Source organism: Rhizobium aethiopicum (assembly GCF_900094625.1).
Lineage (GTDB): Bacteria > Pseudomonadota > Alphaproteobacteria > Rhizobiales > Rhizobiaceae > Rhizobium > Rhizobium aethiopicum.
Map to the genome: position 1 here is coordinate 117,971 of NZ_FMAJ01000004.1, position 24,455 is coordinate 142,425.

Here is a 24,455-nt window from a genome sequence, read left to right on the forward strand (position 1 = left end):
CAGAATGGCTGAACTTACTCTCAAACAGGTTCGCAAGAGCTTCGGCGCCCTCGAAGTCATCAAGGGGGTCGACCTGGAGGTTGCCTCCGGCGAATTCGTCGTCTTCGTCGGCCCGTCGGGATGCGGAAAGTCGACGCTGCTGCGTATCATCGCCGGCCTCGAAGAGACGACTTCGGGTAGGCTGACCATCGGCGGCAAGGACGTGACCTATGCGGAACCGTCTGCCCGCGGCATTGCCATGGTGTTCCAGAGCTACGCGCTCTATCCGCATATGACTGTCGCCGAAAACATCGGGTTCGGCCTTTCTCTTGCCGGCCGCCCGAAGGCGGAAATCGCCGAAAAGGTCGCGGCGACTGCCGAAACACTGCAGCTCAGCCACCTCTTGCAGCGAAAGCCGAAGGCGCTTTCCGGGGGCCAGAGACAGCGCGTCGCGATCGGCCGGGCAATCGTGCGCGATCCCAAGGTCTTCCTATTCGACGAGCCGCTTTCCAATCTCGACGCCTCGCTCCGAGCCCAGATGCGCCTTGAGATCGCCGACCTGCACGCGCGGCTGAAGTCGACGATGATCTATGTCACCCACGATCAGGTCGAAGCGATGACGATGGCCGACAAGATCGTCGTCCTCAACGGCGGCGCGGTCGAACAGATAGGCAGCCCGATGGAACTCTACCGCAATCCCGCCACACCCTTCGTCGCCGGCTTCATCGGCAGCCCGAAGATGAACCTCTATGGCGGCGAGACGGCCCGGCGGATGAACTGCACGACCTACGGCATCCGCCCTGAACATATCAGGCTTTCGGAAGGGTCCGGCCAGTGGCAGGGCAGAATCCGCCATGTCGAACGGCTCGGAGCCGACGCGATCCTCTATCTCGACGTCCCCGAACTCGGCGAAATGGTCGTGCGCGCCGAAGGCGAGACGCCCTTCGGGCCAGGCATGACGGTCTGGGCAAATCCGGTAAAGGGAGCAGAACATCGGTTCTGAGGCCACATCGAAGCCCCGCCTCGAGGAGCAGTTCCCCAACCGAAGATCCAGTGTGACGCTTTCTTGAAAGAGCCGTCAAGTCCTCTTTGAGCCGGACCGGTGCGCTCGTTACGCCTTATTGCGTCTTCAGCCGAAACGGCGACAAATTCGCGGTCGGCCAACATCGCGGGCGCGAGCTCCCTTTGCAGCATATCCCACTCAGCATCACGCGTTTGTAAGTCGCGGCGAATGAGAGCACGTATATATTCACTGGCATTTTCATAAAGGCCGTGGTCGCCGATTTGCTGCTGGGTGTGATTCTGCAACAGCCCACTGACTTTCACATGAATGCTACCCGATGCCATCAGCATATCCCTTTCGATCCATCTTTATTACGGGTGGGCGTAGTATATATTGTCTAATATTCATCACATTTGGGCCAATCAGCGACTCCGAACCGGTTGGGGACGGACAATGCCAGCCGCCTCACCCTTGAACCGTCTGCAATCAATGATTAACATGCAATCATTGATGTATGGAGGATAGAGATGGCAAGCATGACGATCCGCAATCTCGATGACGGCCTGAAACAGCGCCTGCGCCTGCGGGCCGCAACGCATGGCCGCTCCATGGAGGACGAAGCGCGAGATATCCTGCGCACAGCACTTGCGACCAGCGAATCGCCGGCGCCCAATCTCGCGGATGCCATCCGAGCCCGGGTAGTCTCGGCCGGCGGCGTCGAACTCGATATTCCGCCCCGCGAGCCGATCCGCGAGCCGCCGGACTTCGCGCCGTGATCGTTCTCGATACCAACGTCATTTCGGAGCTGCTGACGCCGGTCCCGAATACGGCCGTAGTCAATTGGCTCGCGGCACGACATCCCTCGTCTATTTTCACGACGGCCGTCACCGAGGCGGAGATCCTTTACGGACTGCGCCTTCTTCCCGAGGGGCGTCGGCGACGCGATCTGGAGGCGGCAATCCTTCCGATTTTCAGCGAGGATATGGGCGGGCGCGTTTTGCCGTTCGATCGCGACGCCGCAAACGTCTATGCCACCATCGCTAGCGACCGCCGTAGAGCGGGCCGACCGATCAGCCAATTCGACGCTCAGATCGCCGCTATCGCAATTTCGCGCGGGGCTTCGCTTGCGACACGCAATGTCTCCGATTTCACAGGGATTGATCTGCAAATTATCAATCCGTGGAAAGATAGATAGAAGCAGACAGCGGGCGCGTAGCAGCACCTGAGTGTAGTTGGCCGGAACGGGCAAGCCCCGCCTCGCGAAACATCACGCGATGGAATCGCTGCCACGCGATCGATTCAGCATATTTATTGGACGCGCCGGCCCTTGCGTAGGATTCTTGGGACATGAGCCAGGCGATCCATCCGACATTGCTTTTTCGCATAGATCCCGCGCAAAATATGGCGCGCTTCTATCTGCTCGCGATCGAACCACACCTCTTCGGCGGCAGCTCGCTCATGCGTTGCTGGGGACGGATCGGAACGAAGGGGCAGCGGAAGGTCGATTTGTTCGACACGGCCGTCGAGGCTCGTGAAGCCGCCGGGAAGCTGCTGAACGGCAAACTCAAGAGCCGATACAGGCGCCATGAGGAAGTTGAACCTGGTTAGAACCGGTCGGGGCGCAGCGGCGTGAGATCGATGACCGAGCTTTGTCCCGCGACGATCTGGGAAACCAGATAGCCGGTCAAAGCGGATAGCGTCAGGCCGAGATGACCGTGGCCGAAGGCATAGGTGACGCGCGGCAAGCGGCGGGAGTTGCCGATGACGGGAAGTGAATCCGGCATGGACGGGCGAAAACCAAGCCACTCGTCGCTACCTTCTCCGGCTCCCGGCAGGAGCGTTTTCACGCCTTCGCGGATCATCGCGGTCCGCCTGGGGTTCAAGGCAGCGGCAAGCCCGCCGAGTTCCACGGTGCCGGCCGCGCGCATTCCATCGGCCATCGGCACCATGTAGAAGCCGTGCTCGGGATAGCAGACCGGGCGCGACAGCAGATTGCCCGCGTTCGGAAACAGAACGTGATAACCGCGCTCGGTATCGAGCAGGACGCGATCGCCGACCGACGCCGTGAGCTTGCGCGAATGGGCACCGGCGGCCACGACCGCGTGATCGGCAACGATCTGCTTTCCCGCCGTCCTGAGGCCGATGCCGTCGTCGCGCGGTTCGATGGCAGAGACTTCGCCGCGGACGATCTCTCCGCCGCCCTCTACCAATGCCTGCGCCAGCGCAAAAGCGAGTTGTTTGGGGCTGGAAAAAACATAAGCGTCACGGAACAGCACGCCCCTTTCGTAGAGCGGCGCAAGGTTGGGCTCCATGCTCTGGATATCGGCGCGCTCCAGCCGGTCCATCGCGACGCCGTGGCGTTCACGCAGCCCGTTTTCGGCATCAGCCGCGCGGAATTGAGCTTCCGTCTTGTAGAGATAGAGACAGCCTTCGCGCTGCTTCAGCCGCTCGGCGCCTGCCAGTGTCACCAGCGGTTGCCAGGCCGCATCGGCTTGAGAGAGCAGCACCGCCAACGTCCCGGCGATCCTGTCGACCTCGGCTTTCGAGCTCGATGCCAGGAAGGCACGCAGCCACGGGACCAGTTGCGGCAGGTACCTCCAGACGATCGCCAGCGGACCGAGCGGATTGAGCAGCATTCCTGGGACGCGCCAGATGACGCCTGGCGTTGCGACGGGAACGACGCCGTGCGGCGCAAAGGTGCAGGCGTTGCCGTAGGAACAGGCCTGCCGGTAGGATGCATCGCCCAATGGCGGCGCCGGATCGATGATCGTGACCCGATGCCCCATCCTTTGTAGCCAGAGGGCCGAGCAGAGGCCGACCAGCCCCGCACCGACAACCGCCACGTGCCGACGCTCGGCTTCCGGCAAAGGCTGAAGCTGGGGCAGCGGCTTGTTCATAGGCTAAACCAGGCCGGCCAGGGCGCGGGGTCGATCGTTCAAAGTCGCAGCGATGATGCGCAGCGCGGTTGCGAGCTCCTCCCGCGACGAGGCGCAGCCGATATTGACGCGGACGGCATGCTCGACAGGCTGGCGGTCAGAGGCGAAGGCGGTGGCCGGCATGACGGCAACGCCGTGGGCTCGCAGGTTGGCGGCAAAATCCTCGCATCGCCACGGCGCCGGCAAGCTCAGCCACAGGAACATGCAGCGCGGATCGGCGGAGAAGGAATGGCCCGCAAGGATCGTCATGACGATCGCATGGCGGGCGCGCAGTTCCGCAAGCTGGGCCTTCAGGATCGCTTCGGCCGTGCCGTCCTCAAGCCAACGGGTTGCCAGCAGCAGCGGCAGCGGAGACGGCATCCAGGCAGTCGTGCGGACCGCCTCGGCAGACAGCAGCGCGCGGCCGGGCGGGCAAGTGAGATAACCGACGCGCAGCCCCGGCGCCAAGGCTTTGGAAAGTGCCGATATATGATAGGTCCTCATCGGCGCAAGCGTGAAAAGAGCGCTCGCCCGGGTTCCAAGCATCGGTCCGTAGACATCGTCCTCGATGATGACGAGGTCGTGCTTTTCCGCAACCTCGACCAGTTCCCGCCGGCGTGCCTCGCTCATTGTGACAACCGTGGGGTTGTGCATCGAGGGTACGGTGAAGACTGCGCGCACGTTCTCCCGGCTGCAGGTATCGTCAAGTTCCGCCGCCGACATGCCCTGACCGTCACTTCCGATACCGATGATGCGGAAGCGGAACATCTGGGCAAGCGCAATCAGGCCGTAATAGGTCAGCCGGTCGCCGACGATGGTGTCGCCGGGCTCGATCAGGCTGCTGATGACAGCCAGCAAGGCATGCTGGGCTCCGCTGGTGACGACGATATCGTCCTCGGACGGATCGAAACCATTGAGCGATATCCATTTTCGCCCGGCGGCACGCGCCCAGGCGGGACCCTCCGGCGGCTGATATTCCTGCATCTGACGGAAGCGCGGGTCCGCTGACAGATCCGGCAGGGATTGCGCCAGGCGCTGCTGGAAATCGTCGACGGCCGGCCGGTTGACAGTCAGGTCGATAACGCCGGCCGGGCTTGTCGCCCGGTCGACCCGCGGCATGGCGCCATCGCCGATAACGATCGTTCCGCGCCGGGTGCTGCCCATCACGAGATTGAGGTTCTGCAATTCGCGGTAGGCGCGCGTGACGGTGGAGACGTTCAGCGATCGTTCCCGTGCAAGGTCGCGCTGCGGCGGGAGCTGGCTACCAGGAGGCAAAGCGCCTGAACGGATCCGCGCTTCGAGTTCGCTCGCCAGCTCCAGATAGGCCGGCATGCGGGTTCCCCGCTCCTGATTTGTCTGGGTCAGATCTGATTGTTCAGACATACAATTCCTGTAATCGAAGTACAAATCGCATCGGCTAAAGCGGCTCATTCTACGGCGACCCGGCGATTCCGCATGGCTTTGTGCCACATATCACGCTTTTCTTCAATTTTCGAGGCCCGCAGCCCTCGCCATACAAAATTATTTGTATGGCTTGACAACTAGAATTTGACCGAGACAATATGGGCTCGCATCGAGACAAAGAGGCAGGGACCCGGCCGATGCAAACAGGAGGAATTCATGAGCGAGCGCTTCATCACCTTCGAAGGCGTGCGGAAATCCTATGACGGCGTCAGCTATGTCGTGCGCGGCCTGGACCTCGACGTCGCCAAGGGAGAGTTTCTGACCCTCCTCGGCCCTTCCGGATCCGGCAAAACCACGACGCTGATGATGCTTGCAGGTTTCGAGGCGCCGACCGACGGAACGATCACCCTTGCCGACAGCAGGATCGACAGTGTCCCGCCGCATCGTCGCAATATTGGCGTGGTCTTCCAGAATTACGCGCTCTTTCCCCATATGACCGTCGGCGAGAATGTCGCGTTCCCGCTGAAAATGCGTCGGCTCGGCAAAGCGGAGATAGCCGAACGGGTTCGCCGCGCGCTCGACATGGTGCGCATGGCGAGCTTCGAAACGCGGCGACCCAACCAGCTTTCTGGCGGACAACAGCAGCGCATTGCGCTCGCCCGTGCCCTTGTCTTCGAGCCGCAGCTGGTGCTGATGGACGAGCCGCTGGGAGCCCTCGACAAGCAGCTTCGCGAGCATATGCAGCTCGAGATCAAACACCTGCATGCCCGTCTGGGCATCAATGTCGTCTACGTCACCCATGACCAGAGCGAGGCGCTTACCATGTCGGATCGGGTCGGCGTGTTCAATGACGGCATCCTGCAGCAGGTCGCGGCCCCACATGCGCTCTACGAGACACCGGCAAATCCGTTCGTCGCAACCTTCATCGGCGAAAACAACGCGATCTCGGGGGAAGTCGTCGCACTGAAGCATTCTGTCTGCCGAATCCGCGCGCCCGACGGTTCGATCATCATCGGCCAGACCGGAGAGGGATTGAAGGAAGGCGCGCGCGCGACGCTCGTCCTGAGGCCCGAGCGGATCCAGCTGTCGCCCGCCGACGATGTGCCGAACCGGTTTACGGCGGCGCTCAAGGAAATCATCTACCATGGCGATCACGTGAGGCTGCGCGTTTCGGCCTGCGGCTGCGATGATGTCTTCATCAAGGTCGCCGCGGGCCAGGAGATTCCGGCCTTGGCGCCGGGCGCGAACGCCCTCATCGGCTGGGCACCGGAGGATTGCCGCGCGCTCGCGCTCTCCTGATCGAGCCCGTTCTTTCGTAAAACGCAGCAACAAAAAGGGGAACCACCATGATGCGTTTAAACTGCATGCTTCTCAGCTCCGTCATGGCTCTTGCGACAGCAGGAGCAGCATTTGCCGGGGATACGCTGACCGTCACATCCTGGGGCGGCGCTTATACGAAGAGCCAGGAGGAGGCCTTCTTCAAACCCTTCTCCAAGGAGACCGGCACCAAGATCCTCCAGGATGAATGGGACGGCTCGACCGCCAAGCTGAAAGGCATGGTCGAGACGGGCCAGGTGACCTGGGACGTGGTCGACGTCGAGCCCAGTCACGCTTTGCAAGGCTGCGACGAAGGCTGGCTCGAGGCGATCGACTATGCGAAACTCGGTGGCAAGGACGCCTTCATCGATGGGGCCGCGATGGATTGCGCGGTCGCGACGATCGTCTTCGGAACCATCTATGCCTATGATGCCGCCAAGTTCCCGAACGGCGGGCCGCAAACGATGGCCGATCTGTTTGACACCGCCAAATTCCCCGGCCCCCGCGCCTTGCGCAAGTCTCCGAAAACAACGCTGGAATTCGCGCTAATTGCAGACGGCGTCAAACCCTCCGAGGTCTATAAGGTGCTCGGGACTCCCGAAGGCGTCGATCGCGCGTTCAAGAAGCTCGACACGATCAAGAAGGATGTGAAGGTCTGGTGGACCGCCGGGGCGCAGCCACCACAGCTTCTCGCCGATGGCGAAGTGGTGATGACCACGGCATGGAACGGCCGTATCTACGATGCCGTCAAGAACAGCGGCAAAAACTTCAAGATCGTCTGGGACGGCCAGGGCATGGACTTCAACCTTTGGGCCGAGCCGAAAGGTTCGAAGAACAAGGAGTTGGCAGATAAATTCGTCGCCTTCACCGTCGAACCCGAGGTGATGGCGCAGCAGTCCAAATATATTTCCTACGGCCCGACCCTGAAGGCGGCCATCGCCAAGGTTCCGCCGGATATTCTCGCCGATCTGCCGACTGCGCCGGACAATACGAAGAACGCATTCGTCGTCTCCTCCGAGTTTTGGGCCGACCATGATGAGGAGTTGACCGAGCGCTTCAACAAGTGGCTCGCACAGTAACCTCGTCGGGCGGGTGAGTGTCCCCCGACTTCGCTCGCCCCTTTCTCTACCGCAGGAAGGCATGATCGATGGTGATCGCGACAATGAATGACGGAGAAGAAGCGGCGACTGCCACCCACGTGCGGGTGAAAAGCCTCGGCAGCGCAAAAAGCAAGGCGCAGCTGAAAGCGCTGTTGCTGGTCGCGCCTCTGCTTATCTTCCTGTTGCTCGTTTTCGTCCTCCCGATCGCCCTGTTGTTGACGCGGGCCGTCGACAACAGGGCGGCTTCCGCCGCCCTGTCCCACACGATGTCGGCTCTTTCATCCTGGGACGAGCAGTCGCCACCGGACGAGGCGCTGTTTGCCGCCTTTGCCGCCGATCTGAAACAGTCGCCCCGCGACCAGATCGCCGAGGTGGCCAAACGTCTCAACTATTATGAGACGGGCATGCGCTCGATGCTCCTGAAGACCGCACGCACGATCCGCGACGCCGGGCCGCCCTACAAGGCCGCCTTTCTCGCCATCGATCCGAAGTGGGAGACCCCGCACTACTGGACGATTATCAAGAACGCCTCTGCGCCCGTCACCGACTATTATCTGCTCGCCTCGCTCGATCTGGAACGCGACGCTTCGGGCGCGATCGGCAAGGTATCGGCGGAGAATGCCGTGCATGTCGACGTCCTGATCCGCACATTCGTCGTCAGCGCTTCGGTAACCGTGATCTGCCTGTTCCTCGGCTATCCGCTCGCCGCCCTGATCGCCCGATCAAAAGGAGCGGTCGCCAATACGCTGCTGATTCTCGTGCTGCTGCCGTTCTGGACCTCGCTGCTGGTCCGCACCAGTGCCTGGGTCGTGCTGCTGCAGGGGCGCGGCGTGATCAACACGGCATTGATCTGGCTTGGCCTGGTCGATCCTTCGCAACCGCTCAACCTGATTTACAATCGCATCGGCGTGCTGATCGCCATGACCCATATCCTGCTGCCCTTCATGGTCCTGCCAATCTACAGCGTCATGAAGAGCATTCCCCCGGTCTATCTGCGGGCGGCCTCGTCGCTGGGCGCGCCGCCGGTTGCGGCCTTCTTCCGGGTATACCTGCCGATGAGCATGCCCGGCGTCAGCGCCGGCGGACTGCTCGTCTTCATCCTGGCGCTCGGCTATTACATCACCCCGGCTCTGGTCGGCGGACCGGGAGACCAGATGGTCAGCTATTTCATCGCCTATTATTCAAACCAGGTCACCAACTGGGGGATGGCAGCGGCCTTGAGCACGATCCTGCTGGTTGCGGTGCTGATCCTCTACGCCGTCTATAATCGCATCGTCGGCATCGACAGGCTGAGGATCGGCTGATGACCAACTTCCTTTCTTTCCCGCGGCTGTTTTCGATCCTCCTGTGGCTGGCCGGCGGCCTGGTGATCCTGTTCCTGATCGCGCCGATCGTGGCAATTGTGCCGCTCTCCTTCAATGCCGAGCCATTCTTCACCTACCCTATGCCCGGCTTGTCGCTCAGATGGTATCGCGAATTCTTCGATTCCGATGTGTGGCAGCTGGCGCTGACAAACAGCATCATCGTCGCCGTTTTTGCCACCCTCCTGTCGACCCTCCTTGGAACACTTGCCGCAATCGGCCTCAGTCGACCCTCATGCCCGGCGCGCGCAATTCTGACCGCCATTCTGATTTCGCCGATGATCGTGCCGGTCATCGTTTCGGCAGTCGGCATCTATTATGCCTTCGCCGCCGTCGGGCTGCTCAACAGCCTGACCGGGCTGGTGCTGGCGCATACGGCAATCGGCGCTCCCTTCGTGGTGATCACGGTGACCGCCACGCTTGCAAGCTTCGATCACAATCTGATGCGGGCGGCATCCAGCCTCGGCGCCGCCCCGGTCGAAGCGACGTTGCGTATCATGCTGCCGGTCATCGCGCCGGGCGTGGCATCCGGCGCCCTCTTCGCCTTCGTGACCTCATTCGACGAAGTGGTGATTGCGCTTTTCATCGCCGGCTCCGAGGAGCGCACGCTGCCACGGCAGATGTGGAGCGGTGTGCGGGAAACGCTGAGCCCGACAATTGCCGCCGTAGCCACCCTCCTTATCCTGTTTTCGACGCTGTTTCTCGCCACGCTCCAGTGGCTGCAGCGCCGCGCGGAACGCCAGAAGATTGCACACGGGGGAGATTGAGCATGCAGATCGAGCGCTACGAAACCGGAAAGCGGATGAGCCAGGCCGTGATCTACGGCGGCTTTGTCTTCCTCGCGGGTCAGGTCGCCTTCGACGCGCCGGGATCGTCCGTCCGCGGACAGACGACCAACATCTTGTCACGGATCACCCGGCTTCTGGAAAGCGCCGGCAGCGATTCGACACGAATCCTCAGCGCAACCATCTGGCTTGCGGATATGTCCGACTTCGAAGAGATGAACGCCGTCTGGGACGCCTGGGTGCCATCGGGCCATGCGCCGGCGCGCGCCACTGTCGAAGCAAGACTAGCCGGGTCTGAATTCGCCATAGAGATTGGCATTGTCGCAGCGGTCGGGAGCTGACGCCAGTCGCGAGGTCGTTCGCCAGGTCGCCACGCACGCAGCAGCTGGACTCTCTCGTCCGCTACCTCGCCCGAAGTAATGAACGCAAGCCGGGACCTTGGGGTGTCTCGGCGATGATGCGAACCTGATCGATATGGCCGGGATCGAAACGCCTGACATTGGCATAGGTGATGCAATCGATCGCCGCGCTGTCTGCGGCCTTCAGCCACGGCGGCAATGCTGCCGCCGTGGCTGCCGGTTTCGATAATCCGGCCAAAGAAGCGGCCGTTGCGAGCAAGTGGAGCGACTGCCGCGCGAAACAAATTGCTGCCGGAATTGCTGTCGGGGCTGTTGATCGCCGCGGTGTTGCCGCGCAAATCCTCCAGCGACCGAGGCGGAGAACCCTGGCGAACGATGATGAAGCTGCGCATCAGCGCGCCGGCGCAGCCTGGATGACCATATTATGGGCGTCGCCACCAGGCGGACCCTGCCGCGCAGGCGCCTCGGTAACGGATAACCACATGTCTGGGACAGGATCAGATCCGGCCGCAGCCAGGCCTCGTCATAGCCAACGGTCTGGCCAAGCTTTTCCGGCAGATCCTGAAGTCCTGCATGCGAGCGATATTGCCGGAGAAACGACCAGAGTTCGGCCGTCGCATTCGCGAGCGGTTCGGATGTGACATACATGCCGATGCTGACGAGGGCCATTCCGGTCTTCCCCGCGGCGAAGCGCAGACACAAACTACAGCGTGTCGCATCTTTAAGATTCGCGCCTCGCGCTTTAGGTCTTCGTTTTGTATGTCCCCGTCGCCACACCGCCAAACAGTTTTGCGCGACCTGCTCCAGGTCAGGCAATGCCGCCGAGGCATACATATTTGAGTTCGGTATATTCGTCCAACCCGTGCCTTGACCCCTCGCGGCCGAGACCCGACATCTTGACGCCGCCGAACGGAGCCTCGGCTGTCGAGACAAGACCGGTATTGACGCCGACCATCCCATATTCAAGCGCTTCGGCGACACGGAACACCCGCGACAGGTCGCGCGCGTAAAAATACGAAGCAAGGCCGAACTCGGTATCGTTTGCCTGTTCGATGACATCCTGCTCGTCGCGGAAACGAAAAAGCGGGGCAAGCGGCCCGAAGGTTTCCTCGCGCGCGACCTGCATGCCGGCGTCGACATCACGCAGGATCGTCGGTTCGAAGAAGTAACCGCCAAGCGCGTGGCGCTTGCCGCCCGAAACGATCCCGGCACCCTTTGCAACGGCATCCTCAATATGGCTTTCGATCTTGGCGACGGCGTTGTCGTCGATGAGCGGGCCTAGCACGACGTCACGTTCCAGCCCGTTGCCGACCTTCAATGCCGAAACGGCCGCAGCGAGCTTGGCGGCGAACGCGTCGTAGACGCCGTCTTGGACATAAAGCCGGTTGGCGCAGACGCAGGTCTGGCCGTTGTTGCGGAACTTGGCGATGAGTGCGCCTTCGACCGCAGCGTCGAGATCGGCGTCGTCGAACACGATGAAGGGCGCGTTGCCGCCGAGCTCGAGACCAAGTTTCTTGATCGTCGGCGCGCATTGCCGGTAAAGCAGCTCGCCCGTCCGGGTGGAGCCCGTGAATGTCAGGACCCGGACGTCGCGGCTCGCAGTCAGCGCCCCGCCGATTGCGGCGGCATCACCCGTGACGATGTTGAGTAGCCCGGCCGGCAGGCCGGCGCGCTCTGCGAGAACGGCAATCGCAATTGCGGAGAAGGGCGTCTGCAGCGCCGGCTTGAGAACGACGGCGCAGCCGGCGGCAAGCGCTGGGCCGATCTTGCGGGTGATCATCGCGTTCGGAAAATTCCAGGGCGTGATCGCCGCCACAACGCCGGCCGGCTGGCGCAGAACAAGGATGCGCTTATCCGCCTGATGTCCCGGGATGGTCTCGCCGTTGATGCGTCTTGCCTCTTCGGCAAACCACTCGATGAAGCTCGCACCATAGGTGATTTCCCCCTTGGCTTCGGCCAAAGGTTTTCCCTGCTCCAGCGTCAGGATCATCGCCAGATCGTCGCGGTTTTCGATCATCAGGCGATGCCAAGCCTTGAGAACGGCGGCGCGTTCTCCTGCGGTCTTCTTCGCCCAAAGCTTCTGGGCGATGACCGCGGCGGCGATGGCGTCTTCCGTTTCCGTTGCGCCGAGGTCAGGGACCGCACCCAGCACCTCACCGGTCGCCGGATTGCGGACCATGGCCGCGGGACGGCCTTCCGCTTCGATCCAGCGATCGGCAATCGGGCATGCCTGACGGAACAGCGAGGGGTCATTGAGCTTCATGGGACAACTTTCAGCAGAATACGTGAGCGGCGCCTGGATCGAAATCCAGATGGACTATATCTCCGCGATTGAGCCCGGCAATAGCCTCATGACCGAAAGGCAAGCGAACCGAAAGCGCCTCGCCTGTTGCCGTCTCTGTGGAGACATGGATGTTGTTGCCGAGAAAGGTAATATCGCTGACCGTCGCGGCAAGACCCGCGCCGGCAGCTCTCGCCCGCGACAATCGTATGCGCTCCGGCCGCAGCATCAGCGCCGCCCTTGCGCCGGAGATCCCTTTTCCATGCACCGGAATTTGGTTGAAGATGGTTCCGCCTCCGAGCGCGATCGTCGCTTGTCCATCGGAGGAAGACACCAGGTCGCATGAAATGAAGTCGCTGTCGCCGATGAATTCGGCTACGAAGCGGGTCTTGGGATTGGCATAAAGTTCGGGCCCGGTTCCGATCTGGTCGATGACGCCCCTCGAAAAGACCGCAATGCGGTCGGACAGCCGCAGCGCCTCCTCCTGGTCGTGCGTGACATAAAGGATCGTCACTTCCGTCTGCTGGTGGATCCGGCGGATCTCATGCTGGATTTCCTCCCGCAGCTTCTTGTCGAGCGCCGAGAGCGGCTCGTCCATCAGCAGCACCGGCGGATCATAAGCAAGCGCCCTAGCAAGGGCGACACGCTGCTGCTGGCCGCCGGACATTTGCGAGGGCTTGCGATCCTCGAAACCTTCGAGCCTCACGAGGCGCAGCATCTCCTTCACCTTCAAGTCGATCTCGGCCCTGGACTTGCGCCGGACCTTCAGCGGAAAAGCGATGTTTTCGCCCACCGTCAGATGCGGAAACAGCGTATAGCGTTGGAACACCATGCCGATATTGCGCTTGTGCGACGGGGTGGCGAGCAGGGTTCTGCCCTCCAGCGTAATGTCGCCTTTCGTCGGGTTCTCAAAGCCGGCCAGAATGTAGAGCGTCGTGCTCTTGCCGGAGCCGGACGGCCCGAGAAAGGTCAGGAACTCGCCACGCCGGACATCGAGATTGACGTCGTGCACGGCGACGACAGGGCCGTATTCCTTGCGTATTCCGCGGATCTGAAGGAACGGTTCGTTCATTGTTTCAGTACCTTGCGCACGACGGCAACCAGCGCCATCAAGATGATCGTCAAGAGGATGAGAAGGGTCGAGGCCGCAGCGACGACGGGTGTCAGATCCTGCCGCAGCGTCGCCCATACCTTCACGGGCAGCGTCTGCAAGGTCGGGCTGGACATGAAGATCGCCACCACGACCTCGTCCCAGGATGTCAGGAAAGAGAAGACGGCGGCTGAAAACAGCCCATGGCTGATTGCCGGAAGCGTGACCCTGATCTTCGCTTCCAACGGCGAGGCGCCGCAGAGCACCGCCGCGTCCTCGATTGACTTATCGAAACCCTCGAGCGCACTCGATATGGACAGGATCGAGAAGGGCAGCGCCAGCACGAGGTGGGAAATGACGAAGCCGACCAAGGTGCCGCCGAGGCCGATCCTCAAGAAAAAGGCGTATAGGGCGACCGCGAGAACGACGACCGGGAGGATCATCGGCGTGAGGAACAACGCTTTCAGCGCATCGCGGAACATGAAAGAACCGCGCACCAGCCCGAAGGAGGTTACGAGCCCGAGCAGCACCGACAGGATTGTCACGATGACTGCAATCTTGAAGCTCGTCAAAGCCGATTCCAGCCATCGCGGGTCGGCCAAGAGCTCCCTATACCACTGTAATGTCCAGCCCGGCGGCGGAAAGATCAGCCACTGCGAGGAGCCGAAGGAAAGCGCGGCGATAAAGACGATCGGCAGCAGCAGGAAGGCTGCGGTCAGAAGGGTTATGCCGAGGAGGACATATTTCCACCAGCCGAGACGATCGAAATTGAGCAACATGTCAACGCCCTCCCGGGTTCTGGCTGCCGAAGAAGCGCAGCTGCACGGCATAGAGCGACAAGGTCACCACCAGGAGCACCAGCGCCGCGGCACCGCCCATTCCCCAGTTGACCAGAGACTGCACGAACTGCGCGATGAGTTCTGCAAGCATCATGTTGGCAGTGCCGCCGAGAAGCGACGGCGTAACGAAATAGCCGAGCGACATGACGAAGACCATGAGCGCGCCGGCCGCCATGCCGGGCAGCGCCAAGGGCACCAGAACGCGGGTCAGGCACTGCCAGCGGTTGGCGCCGCAAAGGGCTGCCGCCTGCAGGGTCGACGGGTCAATCTTCTTGATCACGCCATAGAGCGGCAGGATGATGAAGGGCAGCATGATGTAGGTCATGCCGATCGTCACGCCCGTGAGATTGTTGACGAGTGCGAGCGGCTGGTCGATCAAGCCCGTTGCTATCAGCATCTTGTTGATTATCCCGGTCCGCTGCAGCAGGACCATCCAGGCATAGGTGCGGGCCAGCAGATTGGTCCACATCGATAGGAGCAGGATCGCAAAAATCACCGACGTCAGCCGTCCGGGCATGATCGCCAGCGCCCAGGCGACGGGAAATCCGATCAGCAGCGATATCACCGTCACGAAACCCGAGACGATGAAGGTGTTGGCGAAAATCTTGAGATAGGTCGCTGACCCGATCAGCTGCGCATAGTTTCCAAGACCCGGGACGGGTTCCAGTACACTTCGCAGCAGCAGGACTGCCACCGGCACGACGAAAAAGATCGCCACGAAGGCCAGAGCCGGAACGACCCCGCCAAAACCTGTTGCCCTGCGCGACTTTGGCAGAGGCATGATCGCGCCGGAGGCATCGCTATATGTCGACATGACAGTCCTTCCCACCCGTCAATTCCACAGGCGCCATCCGATAAGGAGTACCGCTGCGGGAGGTACGGCGAACATTTCGCCGTACCCGTCCATATGAAGTCTCAGCCTATTTTGCCTGCCAGGCGTACCACTTCTCGCCGATGGCATCGCGGTTGTCCGCCCAATAGTTCATATCGGCATTCACCTGGCTTGCTGTCTGCTGGTCCGGCAGGGTCTTGGCCGTTTCAGGGTCCATCAGCTTGGCCGAGTCAATATTGATCGGCGCATAGCCGGTGGCTTTTGCCAGAGCGGCCTGCGGTTCGGCCGAGGTTGCCAGCGCAATGAACTTCATCGCAGCCTCGGCATTCGGCGCGCCCTTCGGCACAACGAGCGCATCCGCAGCGGTGATGTTCTGCTCCCAGGACGTCTCCACCTTGATGCCGGTCGCCGCAAGCGCCGTCATACGGCCGTTCCAGACACTGCCGAAGGGCGCCTCGGCGGAGGCCAGGAGCTGCTGCGACTGGGCGCCGCCCGACCACCAGATGATATCGGACTTGATCGTGTCGAGCTTCTTGAAGGCGCGGTCGAGATCGAGCGGATAAAGCTTGTCGGCAGGTACGCCGTCGGCAAGCAGCGCCGCCTCAATCACGCCGGGGGCCGACCACTTGTAGAATGTGCGTTTTCCCGGAAACTTCGCGGTGTCGAACAGGTCGGCCCATGTCTTTGGGCAGGTTTTGACGGCATCGGCGTTGCAGCCGATGACGAAGGAATAATAGAAGCTGCCGACCGAATAATCGGTGACGAAACGCGGATCGAGCTTGGACTTGTCGATGATGGAGAAGTCGAGCTTCTCGAGCTGGCCGTTCTTGCCGGCCTGGGCGGCGTAATCGCCCTCGACGTCGACGACATCCCAGTTGACTTCGCCGGCCTCGACCATCGCCTTGAGCTTGCCGTAATCCGTCGGCCCGTCCTGCACGACGGTGATGCCGGTCTTCTCGGTGAATGGGCTTGCCCATGCGGCCTTCTGTGCGTCCTGGGTCGTTCCCCCCCAGCTCGAGAAAACCAAACTGTCGGCCTTGGCCGGGGCGGATACCGCCACGAATGCGGCAACTGCCGCGAAAGCAAATGTTGTTTTCATGTTCCCTTATCCTGTTCTGGTTTGTCCTACGGGTATGCCTTATGCCGTCAGTGCGCCTCGCCCTTGGGAGAAAAGCTTGCTGGCTTCATAATCTTGTTTTCCGCCACCTCGATGAGATCGCGAATCTTGGGCAGGAAGGCCTGCCAGCGGGGGTCGGCCAGAAGCCGCTGGCGTCTCGCCTCGCGGTCGTCCAGGCTCGCAAAAGCCCAGATGTGGACGATCTCGTTGATCGTGCCGATCTCGGAGAAGAAGTAGCCGACGAGCGTGCCGAGGTGGCTCTTCTGGATCTCGATCCCCTCTTCCTCGACGACCTTGAGGTATTGCGGAATGGCGCCGTTCTTCAGCCGATAGGTGCGGATTTCGTAAAACATCAGCACTACCTCATCACGAAAGGATCGGGGATCGGATCGTCCGAGGTCCTCAGCCAGATCGTCTTGGTGCGGGTGTAGTCGAGTGCTGCGGCCATGCCGCCTTCCCTGCCGTGGCCGGAGAGGCCGAAACCACCGAACGGCGCGATCGGCGATACGGCGCGATAGGTATTGACCCAGACGATGCCGGCGCGGATGCCCTTCATCAGCCGATGCGCCCGGGTCAGGTTCTGGGTGAAGACGCCCGACGCCAGGCCATAGCGGGTATCGTTAGCAAGCTTCAGCGCCTCGGCTTCCGTTTCAAACGAGACAACGGAGAGGACCGGCCCGAAAAATTCCTCGACCAGCGAGGGGGAAGCGACATGATCGCAATCCAGAATCGTCGGCGCGAAGTAAAAGCCTTCGCCATCGATCTTGCGTCCGCCGGTGACGAGGCGGGCGCCGCTTTTGATCGACTTTGCGACGAGCGCGCCGATATTGTCCTGTTGACGCTTGGTGGCGAGCGGGCCGACCTCGGTCGCCATGTCGAGCGGCGGGCCGATGCGGATCGCCTCGGCCTTCTCCCGCAGCAGGGCGACAAATTTGTCCTTCACGCTGCGTTCGACGATGAGGCGCGATCCGGCAACGCAGCTCTGGCCTGTCGCCGCGAAGATGCCGGCGACCTGAGCGTTGGCCGCACTTTCGAGGTCGGCATCGGCAAAGACGATGAAGGGTGACTTGCCGCCGAGTTCGAGCGAGGTCGAGGCGAGGTTTTCGGCCGAGTTGCGAACGACGTGCCGGGCGGTTTCAGGACCGCCGGTGAAGGCGACATGCGCGACCTTCGGGTGACGGCCGAGCGCTGCGCCGCAGGAGGCGCCGAACCCGGTGATGATGTTGACGACGCCGGCGGGAAAGCCCGCCTCGTGGACGAGACGCGCAAATTCGAGAAGCGGCGCCGGCCCGTCTTCCGAGGCCTTGACCACCATGGTGCAGCCGGCCGCGAGCGCCGGGCCGATCTTGACTGCAGACAGGAAGAGCTGACTGTTCCACGGCACCACCAGGGCGACGACGCCGATCGGCTCGCGGCGGATCCAGACATCCATGTCAGGCTTGTCGATCGGCAGGTAGGAGCCTTCGATCTTGTCTGATATGCCGGCATAATAGCGATAATATTCGGCCACATAGGCGATCTGCGCCGATGTTTCGCGGATGATCTTGCCGGTGTCGCGCGTCTCCAACTCGGCGAGAATCTCAGCGTTGGCGGCGACGAGGTCGGCGAGCTTGTAGAGCAGCTTGCCGCGTTGCGTTGCCGTCAATTTCCCCCAGGGACCTTCGTAGAGCGCCCTCTCGGCAGCGTTCACAGCCCGGTCGACATCACCCTCGCGCGCTTCGGGCATATCAGCCCAGGCTGCGCCGGTGGCCGGATCGATGCTCGGATAGGAAGCTTCGCCATCAGAGAATTCGCCGTCGATGTAATGCTGGAAACGCCGCATGGTCCTACTCCTGAAATGCCGGCATGACCTCGGCGATGAAGCGTTCGAGCGAGGCTTTCTTGCGCTCAAAACTCATGCCGGTGTCTATCCAGAAGGAATATTCGTCATAGCCGAGCGCCTCATAGGCCTTCAGCCGGTCAATGACGGTTTCGGCGTCACCAACGACATTGTTGGTGCGCATGACCTGATCCGAGAGCATCCCATTCGCTCTGATCTGCTCGTCCGGAATCCGTTCGATCAACCCTTGGGTAACGGGCTTCTCATTCTTGAACCAGGCGAAGAAATAATTGTAGTAGACGCTGAGTTCATGGGCAGCCTGGGCGACGTCTTCTTCCGATGAGCCGACATAGGTGTGGCGCAGCAGCATGATCTTAGGCCGCTCGACATCGGGATTCTTGGCGCAGGCATCGTTGAAGCGGTCCATCAGCGATTGAACCTCGTCGTCACCCTGCCAGAGCGGCGTGACCTGAACGTTGCAACCGTTGGCGACGGCGAATTCGTGCGAGTTCGGATCGCGCGCCGCAACCCAGATGGGCGGGTTCGGCTGCTGCAGCGGCTTCGGCGCAGAGGTGGTCGCGGGAAACTTGAAGAACTCCCCGTCATGGGCGTAGTCGCCCTTCCAGATGCCCTTGACCGCCGGGATCAGCTCGCGCATGCGCTGGCCGGCACCCCAGGCGTCGAGACCCGGCAGCAGGCGTTCATATTCGAAGGAATAGGCGCCGCGCGCGATGCCGATATCAAGCCTGCCGTCGCAGATGATATCGGTCATGGCAGCTTCGCCGGCAAGCTTGATCGGATGCCAGAAGGGGGCAATCACCGTCCCCGTGCCGAGCCTTGCCCGCGATGTGCGGCGCGCGAGATCGGCGATGGTGACGAACGGGTTCGGGGCGATGGTGAAATCCATACCATGATGCTCACCCGTCCAGATCGCATGCATGCCGCCCTTGTCGGCGATCTCGCAGAGCGCGACGAATTCCTCGTAGAGGCTCTTATGGCTCTGGCTGGCGTCGAGCCGTTCCATATGGACGAAGAGGGAGAACTTCATGCTTTTGCGCCCTTGGCTGGGATGGGATGAACTTTGCCGCCGGTCTCGTCACCGAAATAGACACCGAAATTGCCGATCGAGCTTTCCATCGCGAAACGATTGACAATGTCGGCTGTCGAACTGGTCTTGAATTGCGCGCCCGACAAAGCGTCGGGTTTCACAAACCGGCCGCTCGCCGGGTCCCCATCGCCTGAGACTGCGTGATAGACGATGTGCTGCTTGCCGTCGCTCTTGCCCTCGTAAACCGAGTAGAGAAAGCCGATACTGACCTTCAGCCCGGTGAGCGCCTCAAGATATTGTTCCAGCGCCTCGGTCGGATTGCCGTCATGGGCGTCGATGCTCGGGAGAGCGAGCACCTCCTCTCCGAGCAGCAGAACCTCGCCGCGGCGTTCGACGACGGCCGCAAGTTCGATATTGCCTTCGGCCGCCGCCGAAACCGCCTTGCTTGCGAGCGTCGGGGTGAAATAGCCGCCACGCGCATAACCGAGGCCATTGCGGCCGCTATTGTCGAAGGATTCGATGCGTCCCATCAGAATCACGTGGTCGCCGGCCTCGATGACCTCTTCCATCGCGCATTCGAACCAGGCCGCGACGTTCGAGAAGACCGGGCAGCCTGTCGACCCCTTGGTCCATTCGACTGCCGCAAATCGATCTTCAACAGGGCGCGCGAAGGTATTTGACACGTCCTTCTGCGTTTCCGACAGCACGTTGATCGCAAAATGCCGCGCGCCGGTCATGGTGGCGAAATTGCGCGAGGTCTTGGCAAGGCAAACGAGGAGCAAGGGCGGGTTGAGGGAGACTGAGGTGAATGAATTCGCGGTGAACCCGATAGGATTTCCCTCCCCGTCGCAGGCGGTGACGACGGTCACGCCGGTCGGAAAAGCTCCGAATGCATCTCGCAATGCTCTTGGATCGCAAGTCTGGATTGTCATCGTTCATCCTCCCCGAACGACAGCCACTCGACGAGCAGCGAATTGACGATGTCAGGCGCGGTCAGGTTCACCATGTGACGATGACCTTCGACGATGCGGGCCCAGCCCTTGGGTGCAAGCGCCGCCATCTGCGTTGCCATCAGAGGCGTCGAGTTCGGATCATCCGATCCCGTCAGGAACAGCGTCGGGCCGCGGACGTCCTTCCAGCGATCGGCATAGGTCTCGTCTCCTCCGGCGAAGGCCGCATAAGCCACGGCATAGCCTTGGGGATCGACGAGGTTGAGCCATTTCCTCGTCAGTTCACGCGCAACAACGCTCTCGGGATCGTCCCCGAACCAGCGCGCCAGGGGACCTTCCTTATCGACGCCGGTGACCGGAATGGCGGCAGCCCGCGCAAGGACGGCAGCCTTCGCTTCAGGGTCGCGCCTGTAGACGCCGTTGAGGTAGGCGACACGTCTGATACGTTCGCCGAACGTCGCCGCCGCCCCTCCCGATACCAGCGCTCCCATGGAGTGGCCGGCAACATTCACTGTATCGATCGCCATCTCATCGAGAAACCGTCCGAACCAGGCGACGAACTCCTCAAGGCGGCTGCCGGCCGGCAGCTTCGCGCTCTTGCCGTGTCCCGGCATATCGACAGCGATGACGCGATGACCAGCCGATAGAAAGGCGATCTGCGGCGCCCAAGCCTCGAGCCGCATGCCGACGCCATGGATCAGAACCAGGGGTTCACCTCTGCCCGCCTCGTGATAGGCCGTTCCGCTTGTAGTCCTCTTTCGGGGCAAGGCAGCGGCCGCGTTCGTTGCTGCAGCGGTGCCTTTGGTCGATCCGGCTGTCAGCATCTCTGCGCTCCCTCAAACGCCCGCAGGATTTGCGACGTCCTGCCCCAGGTCTTTCAGATCCTGGTAGCGGTCGCCAATGCGGTGATGCGGACGTCCGCCGACCGAAGCGCCGAGAGCCACGACGATCTCGTCGGCGGCCGGCGCGTCGGGGATCGAGGTCTGGATGGTCAGGTAATGTGAGCGGCGGCCTTCATCGTTCTTGTCCATCAGCGGGATCGTGATCGGCGCGTTGGCAGGGCCGCGGGTATTACAGAAGGCGAGATAGGACTTGGCGCCGACGGCCTGGCGATAGAAGTTGCCGAAGCGCAGCGTGTGGATCAGCGCGGACGCATGTTCAATTTCGCCATTCAATCCGACGACAGCGGCCTTTCCATAGGCTTCCACAGCCTCACCCGATCCGACGGCATCGATGATCATCTTGGTCAGCAGTCCGCCGAGCACCGGCGCGCCCGCATGAATCTCGGGCTTGAGGTCTTCGACGAAGCCCTGCCCTGCCCAGGGGTTCTTCACGACAGCGTAGGCGGAAAACAGCTTCAGCGGCACGGACGCGGCCTTGCCGCCTTCGATCAGCGTCGTCTCGATCTGCAATCCCGTCTTGCGAATTTCAATGGCCATCCCAATACCTCGTCCTTTCGTCGTTGGTATTATGGTATGCCATAATATACAGCTGTCAAGTTGGTTCCTAAGGTGAACGGACAGTGGGACACGTGCCGTTGCATTTCAGGTGTGAGAACAAACCGTTAGTTCTCGGTCGAATTTGCGCTCACGCCGCCTTTGTCACTAGTTGAAAGGGAAATAACGCGAACGCTCCTGAGGAGATTTTGCAGGTTGTCAGCTGACAAGTTTTCTCAAAGACGGCAGCGGCGAGCGATGAGATAAATGCTCAAAGCCTGGCGCTGGCTATATTATTGATTATGGCATACCATCACACCACCCACGTTGGAGTCAAACGTGGAGCTGCGGGTTCTTCAAAAATCGCCGGTACTGATTGAATGGAGCGACGGACGATCGACAAGCTGCCGGCTGTTTGCGTCCTAGGAAAGACGTCAGCGCCTATTCGGAGGTCTTCTTTGCGGAGAGCACAGCTTCGGCAATCGCGCTGGCTGCAGCGACGTGATCCATTGCCGCCCGGTGGGCCCCCTCGCCGTCGCCGCGGCGGATGGCGTCGACAATTTTCGACATCTGCGCCGGCCCCTCGATGCCGCGCCTTTCCGTCTTGATCGTCATCGATCGCAGGTGATTTATGCGGACGGTGAGGAGGTTGACGACGCCCCAGGCGACGTGCCTATCGACCATCGTGAACAGCGTTTGGTAAAAGGAAGACGTTTTCGCCAGCACACCCGCCATATCGCTGTCGCGATAGCTGTTGCGTATGCCGGTCAGGGATGCCTCCAGCGCGGCGACGATTTCGGGATTGCTGCGTTCCGCGCATAGCCGCGCCGCCATGCCCTCAAGCGCCCCGCGGATCTCATAGATCTGTTTGGCTTCGTCGATATCAAGCTGCGCGACGATCGGTCCCTTGTTCGGCAGATTGGCGACGAGCCCTTCCGATTCCAGATGCCTGAGAACCTCGCGCACCACAGTGCGGCTGACGCCGAGTTGGGCGCAGAGGTCACGTTCGACGAGGCGGTCTCCGGGAAGGAAGTATCCGCTCACGATGGCTTCGCGCACCTTGTCGAGCGCCAGTTCCCGCAATGTCTTTGCAGGACGCTCGACCCTGATTGCTGCGTCCTTCAGAGCACCGCTCATTCTGCACCTCAGAGTTGGACCGACTTTGCACGCTCAAAATCCCGCGGCAGCCGAATTCGATCATCGTATTATGGCGTACCACGCACTGTAGCTGTCGGCGGCCGGCAATTCAACAGCGCCGAGTGACCCTGACGATTGTCACTCTATGCCTCGGGCGCCGCCCCCTGCGCGATGATTTCTTCGACCACGGCCTTCGCCTGCACCCGAATATCGGGGACGGCCGTAATTTCCCAGAATTGACCCGCCGTCAAGGCGCCTACTGCAAACAGCCGGGCGGGGGAGATCCCAGATGGCGCCACGACCTCGGAATTGGCGTCTACCTGGATCCCGAGGCCCAGCGGATCGGCGGCGATCAGCTGAAACCGGCTCATTTCCTTCAAAAGCGGTGAATGGCTGATCCCTGCACGTTCCATTCCCGTGCAGTTGACCAGCCAATCGGTCCTGATCCCGGCGAAATCATGTGTTGCTCTGACCCGATAGCCCGCAAGAAGCCTGCCCTTCTCGGCCCCGAGCGATTTCAGGAAGCCCGCATGGAAGCGAACAGTTCCTTCCGAGACGAGTTTGGCGAACCTGTCGAAGACGTCAGGCGCAACGCGGTGACGATGGATGTTCCACCAGGGAAGGGCATGCCTGAGGAAGCGGGCCCGCTCCATGTCGGAAAGCCGTTGCCAGAGAGCCTGCGTGACAGGCCGCAGACCATCCATCACACCTCGCCAGTCGTCGACCAACCTGCTCTTTTCCCGCAGGCTCTTCAATATGCCGCTAATCGTGCCGGGGAGCGACGCAACGTCGATCGGCAGAGGCGAAGGCGGCTTCCTCGCATGGCCGAGCGGCGCTAATCCGCGGCGCGAAAGCACGTCGATCCTGCCTCGATGGCCGTGAGCACGCAGCGCGAGAACCTGATCGATCATCGTCAAGCCGGAACCCAGGATGCAGACCGTATCGGACGATGCGACGCGTCTCAGCCAGGAAAGCCGCCACGGGTTCTCGACGATCCGCGATCGCATCGGCAGTGGCACGCCTGTTGGATCGACCGGCAGGTTGGCGTTGCCGACGCCAAGGCAGAGCACCACGTTCCTTCCGGCAATCTCGTCGCCATTGCCGAGATGGAAGGCCAGAGTGCTGTTGTAACGTTCCACGCATCCCGCCGCCTTGGCCCGGATGAAATCAACCCGGCAGCGGCCATCACGCCTTCGGAGCAGCTGCGCGAGCGTATCCCTTACATAAAGACCGTAATCGCTGCGCGAGGCGAAATCACCGGACTGCAGCCGCCGCCCGCGATTTTTCAACCAGTCGACGAAGTCGTCCGGCCGATGCGGCTTCAGGCTCATTCGGCCCGCTGGGACGTTGAGACGATGGAGATAGAGTTCCGTCCGGTACGCCGTCCCGCGGCCGAAGCCGGGATCGTCCCCAACAACGGCAACCATCGCCGAAGCTGGAAGCTGCTCGATGAGATTGCAGGTCACTGATATCGCCGAAAAACCGGAACCCACCACGATAACATCGTATATCAACACATTCTCCCTGAGGGTCCCTCACCTTCGCTTTTGCCGCTCACTCGTCCTCCGCCCGCGCAACCGGCAGAATCGCGGAAACAAATGTCTCTATAGTCTATAAATATAGTTTGTTATTTCTCCCGCTAGCCCATTCTCAACCATTACGCTTTTCAGGGTGAGATCAAGG

24 protein-coding genes and 2 pseudogenes are annotated in these 24,455 nt (G+C 61.4%); 9 read left to right on the top strand and 17 right to left on the bottom strand.

Annotated features, from left to right (window positions below; genetic code table 11):
* The first annotated feature begins 4 nt into the window (after positions 1-4).
* Positions 5-982 carry an ABC transporter ATP-binding protein gene (locus tag GA0061105_RS10315; RefSeq protein WP_092749938.1) on the top strand — a complete coding sequence of 326 codons (978 nt, stop codon included), beginning with the start codon at positions 5-7 and terminating at the stop codon, positions 980-982.
* A 101-nt stretch (positions 983-1,083) separates the two neighbouring features.
* Here the strand turns inward: GA0061105_RS10315 and GA0061105_RS33880 are convergent.
* Positions 1,084-1,326: pseudogene (locus GA0061105_RS33880) on the bottom strand (ribbon-helix-helix domain-containing protein); the annotation flags it as partial.
* A gap of 183 nt (positions 1,327-1,509) precedes the next feature.
* Here GA0061105_RS33880 and GA0061105_RS10325 point away from each other — a divergent pair.
* The 3 genes from GA0061105_RS10325 to GA0061105_RS10335 all read left to right on the top strand — a co-directional run bounded on the left by GA0061105_RS10325 (position 1,510) and on the right by GA0061105_RS10335 (position 2,590).
* Complete coding sequence (locus tag GA0061105_RS10325; RefSeq protein ID WP_092749940.1) at positions 1,510-1,758, top strand: FitA-like ribbon-helix-helix domain-containing protein; 249 nt, start codon at positions 1,510-1,512, stop codon at positions 1,756-1,758.
* Positions 1,755-2,177, top strand: a complete 423-nt coding sequence (locus GA0061105_RS10330) for a type II toxin-antitoxin system VapC family toxin (protein ID WP_092749942.1) — start codon at positions 1,755-1,757, stop codon at positions 2,175-2,177. The genes GA0061105_RS10325 and GA0061105_RS10330 overlap by 4 nt, the downstream gene beginning before the upstream one ends.
* A 152-nt stretch (positions 2,178-2,329) precedes the next feature.
* Positions 2,330-2,590, top strand: a complete 261-nt coding sequence (locus GA0061105_RS10335) for a WGR domain-containing protein (protein WP_092749944.1) — start codon at positions 2,330-2,332, stop codon at positions 2,588-2,590.
* Here GA0061105_RS10335 and GA0061105_RS10340 read toward each other — a convergent pair.
* Together GA0061105_RS10340 and GA0061105_RS10345 are read right to left on the bottom strand one after the other, a co-directional pair.
* Positions 2,587-3,879 carry an NAD(P)/FAD-dependent oxidoreductase gene (locus GA0061105_RS10340; protein WP_092749946.1) on the bottom strand — a complete coding sequence of 431 codons (1,293 nt, stop codon included), beginning with the start codon at positions 3,877-3,879 and terminating at the stop codon, positions 2,587-2,589. The genes GA0061105_RS10335 and GA0061105_RS10340 overlap by 4 nt on opposite strands.
* Before the next feature lie 3 nt (positions 3,880-3,882).
* Entirely contained in the window at positions 3,883-5,280 is a 1,398-nt protein-coding gene (locus GA0061105_RS10345) for an aminotransferase-like domain-containing protein (RefSeq protein WP_092749948.1), read from the bottom strand.
* Between the two features lie 237 nt (positions 5,281-5,517).
* On the opposite strand from GA0061105_RS10345, the gene GA0061105_RS10350 reads away from it, so the two are divergent.
* The 5 genes from GA0061105_RS10350 to GA0061105_RS10370 all read left to right on the top strand — a co-directional run bounded on the left by GA0061105_RS10350 (position 5,518) and on the right by GA0061105_RS10370 (position 10,205).
* The gene (locus GA0061105_RS10350) at positions 5,518-6,600 is read left to right on the top strand and encodes an ABC transporter ATP-binding protein (RefSeq protein WP_092749950.1); all 1,083 of its coding nucleotides are present in this window, start codon (positions 5,518-5,520) and stop codon (positions 6,598-6,600) included.
* Positions 6,601-6,647: 47 nt separating this feature from the next.
* Positions 6,648-7,697 (top strand): ABC transporter substrate-binding protein, encoded by a 1,050-nt coding sequence (locus GA0061105_RS10355; RefSeq protein WP_092749952.1) that lies wholly within the window; start codon positions 6,648-6,650, stop codon positions 7,695-7,697.
* A gap of 68 nt (positions 7,698-7,765) precedes the next feature.
* On the top strand, positions 7,766-9,022 hold the full coding sequence (locus tag GA0061105_RS10360) for an ABC transporter permease (RefSeq protein WP_092749954.1): 1,257 nt from the start codon (positions 7,766-7,768) through the stop codon (positions 9,020-9,022).
* Positions 9,022-9,846: an ABC transporter permease gene (locus GA0061105_RS10365; protein WP_092749956.1), complete on the top strand. Its 825-nt coding sequence runs from the start codon at positions 9,022-9,024 to the stop codon at positions 9,844-9,846. Before GA0061105_RS10360 ends, GA0061105_RS10365 begins: the two co-directional genes overlap by 1 nt.
* A 2-nt stretch (positions 9,847-9,848) precedes the next feature.
* Entirely contained in the window at positions 9,849-10,205 is a 357-nt protein-coding gene (locus tag GA0061105_RS10370; RefSeq protein ID WP_092750336.1) for a RidA family protein, read from the top strand.
* Between the two features lie 35 nt (positions 10,206-10,240).
* Here GA0061105_RS10370 and GA0061105_RS10375 read toward each other — a convergent pair.
* From GA0061105_RS10375 to GA0061105_RS10440, 14 genes and pseudogenes are all read right to left on the bottom strand, one after another.
* Positions 10,241-10,892: pseudogene (locus GA0061105_RS10375) on the bottom strand (phosphate/phosphite/phosphonate ABC transporter substrate-binding protein); the annotation flags it as partial.
* Positions 10,893-11,031: 139 nt separating this feature from the next.
* Positions 11,032-12,486, bottom strand: a complete 1,455-nt coding sequence (locus GA0061105_RS10380) for an NAD-dependent succinate-semialdehyde dehydrogenase (protein WP_064709375.1) — start codon at positions 12,484-12,486, stop codon at positions 11,032-11,034.
* Positions 12,487-12,496: 10 nt separating this feature from the next.
* The gene (locus GA0061105_RS10385) at positions 12,497-13,576 is read right to left on the bottom strand and encodes an ABC transporter ATP-binding protein (protein WP_092749958.1); all 1,080 of its coding nucleotides are present in this window, start codon (positions 13,574-13,576) and stop codon (positions 12,497-12,499) included.
* Positions 13,573-14,373, bottom strand: coding sequence for an ABC transporter permease (locus GA0061105_RS10390; RefSeq protein WP_092749960.1), 801 nt, complete (start codon positions 14,371-14,373; stop codon positions 13,573-13,575). Before GA0061105_RS10390 ends, GA0061105_RS10385 begins: the two co-directional genes overlap by 4 nt.
* A 1-nt stretch (position 14,374) precedes the next feature.
* Positions 14,375-15,247 carry an ABC transporter permease gene (locus tag GA0061105_RS10395; RefSeq protein ID WP_092749962.1) on the bottom strand — a complete coding sequence of 291 codons (873 nt, stop codon included), beginning with the start codon at positions 15,245-15,247 and terminating at the stop codon, positions 14,375-14,377.
* A gap of 106 nt (positions 15,248-15,353) precedes the next feature.
* The gene (locus GA0061105_RS10400; RefSeq protein ID WP_092749964.1) at positions 15,354-16,364 is read right to left on the bottom strand and encodes an ABC transporter substrate-binding protein; all 1,011 of its coding nucleotides are present in this window, start codon (positions 16,362-16,364) and stop codon (positions 15,354-15,356) included.
* A 47-nt stretch (positions 16,365-16,411) separates the two neighbouring features.
* Positions 16,412-16,735, bottom strand: coding sequence for an NIPSNAP family protein (locus GA0061105_RS10405; protein WP_064709370.1), 324 nt, complete (start codon positions 16,733-16,735; stop codon positions 16,412-16,414).
* A gap of 5 nt (positions 16,736-16,740) precedes the next feature.
* Entirely contained in the window at positions 16,741-18,204 is a 1,464-nt protein-coding gene (locus tag GA0061105_RS10410) for an aldehyde dehydrogenase (protein ID WP_092749966.1), read from the bottom strand.
* Positions 18,205-18,208: 4 nt separating this feature from the next.
* Positions 18,209-19,249: an LLM class flavin-dependent oxidoreductase gene (locus GA0061105_RS10415; RefSeq protein ID WP_092749968.1), complete on the bottom strand. Its 1,041-nt coding sequence runs from the start codon at positions 19,247-19,249 to the stop codon at positions 18,209-18,211.
* Positions 19,246-20,181: a flavin reductase family protein gene (locus tag GA0061105_RS10420; RefSeq protein WP_092749970.1), complete on the bottom strand. Its 936-nt coding sequence runs from the start codon at positions 20,179-20,181 to the stop codon at positions 19,246-19,248. The genes GA0061105_RS10415 and GA0061105_RS10420 overlap by 4 nt, the downstream gene beginning before the upstream one ends.
* Complete coding sequence (locus GA0061105_RS10425) at positions 20,178-21,023, bottom strand: alpha/beta fold hydrolase (RefSeq protein WP_092749972.1); 846 nt, start codon at positions 21,021-21,023, stop codon at positions 20,178-20,180. Before GA0061105_RS10425 ends, GA0061105_RS10420 begins: the two co-directional genes overlap by 4 nt.
* Before the next feature lie 12 nt (positions 21,024-21,035).
* Positions 21,036-21,638 (bottom strand): amino acid synthesis family protein, encoded by a 603-nt coding sequence (locus tag GA0061105_RS10430; RefSeq protein WP_092749974.1) that lies wholly within the window; start codon positions 21,636-21,638, stop codon positions 21,036-21,038.
* Positions 21,639-22,076: 438 nt separating this feature from the next.
* Positions 22,077-22,772, bottom strand: a complete 696-nt coding sequence (locus GA0061105_RS10435; RefSeq protein ID WP_092749976.1) for a GntR family transcriptional regulator — start codon at positions 22,770-22,772, stop codon at positions 22,077-22,079.
* A 143-nt stretch (positions 22,773-22,915) separates the two neighbouring features.
* Positions 22,916-24,286 carry an FAD/NAD(P)-binding protein gene (locus GA0061105_RS10440; protein WP_092749978.1) on the bottom strand — a complete coding sequence of 457 codons (1,371 nt, stop codon included), beginning with the start codon at positions 24,284-24,286 and terminating at the stop codon, positions 22,916-22,918.
* Positions 24,287-24,455 lie beyond the last annotated feature (169 nt).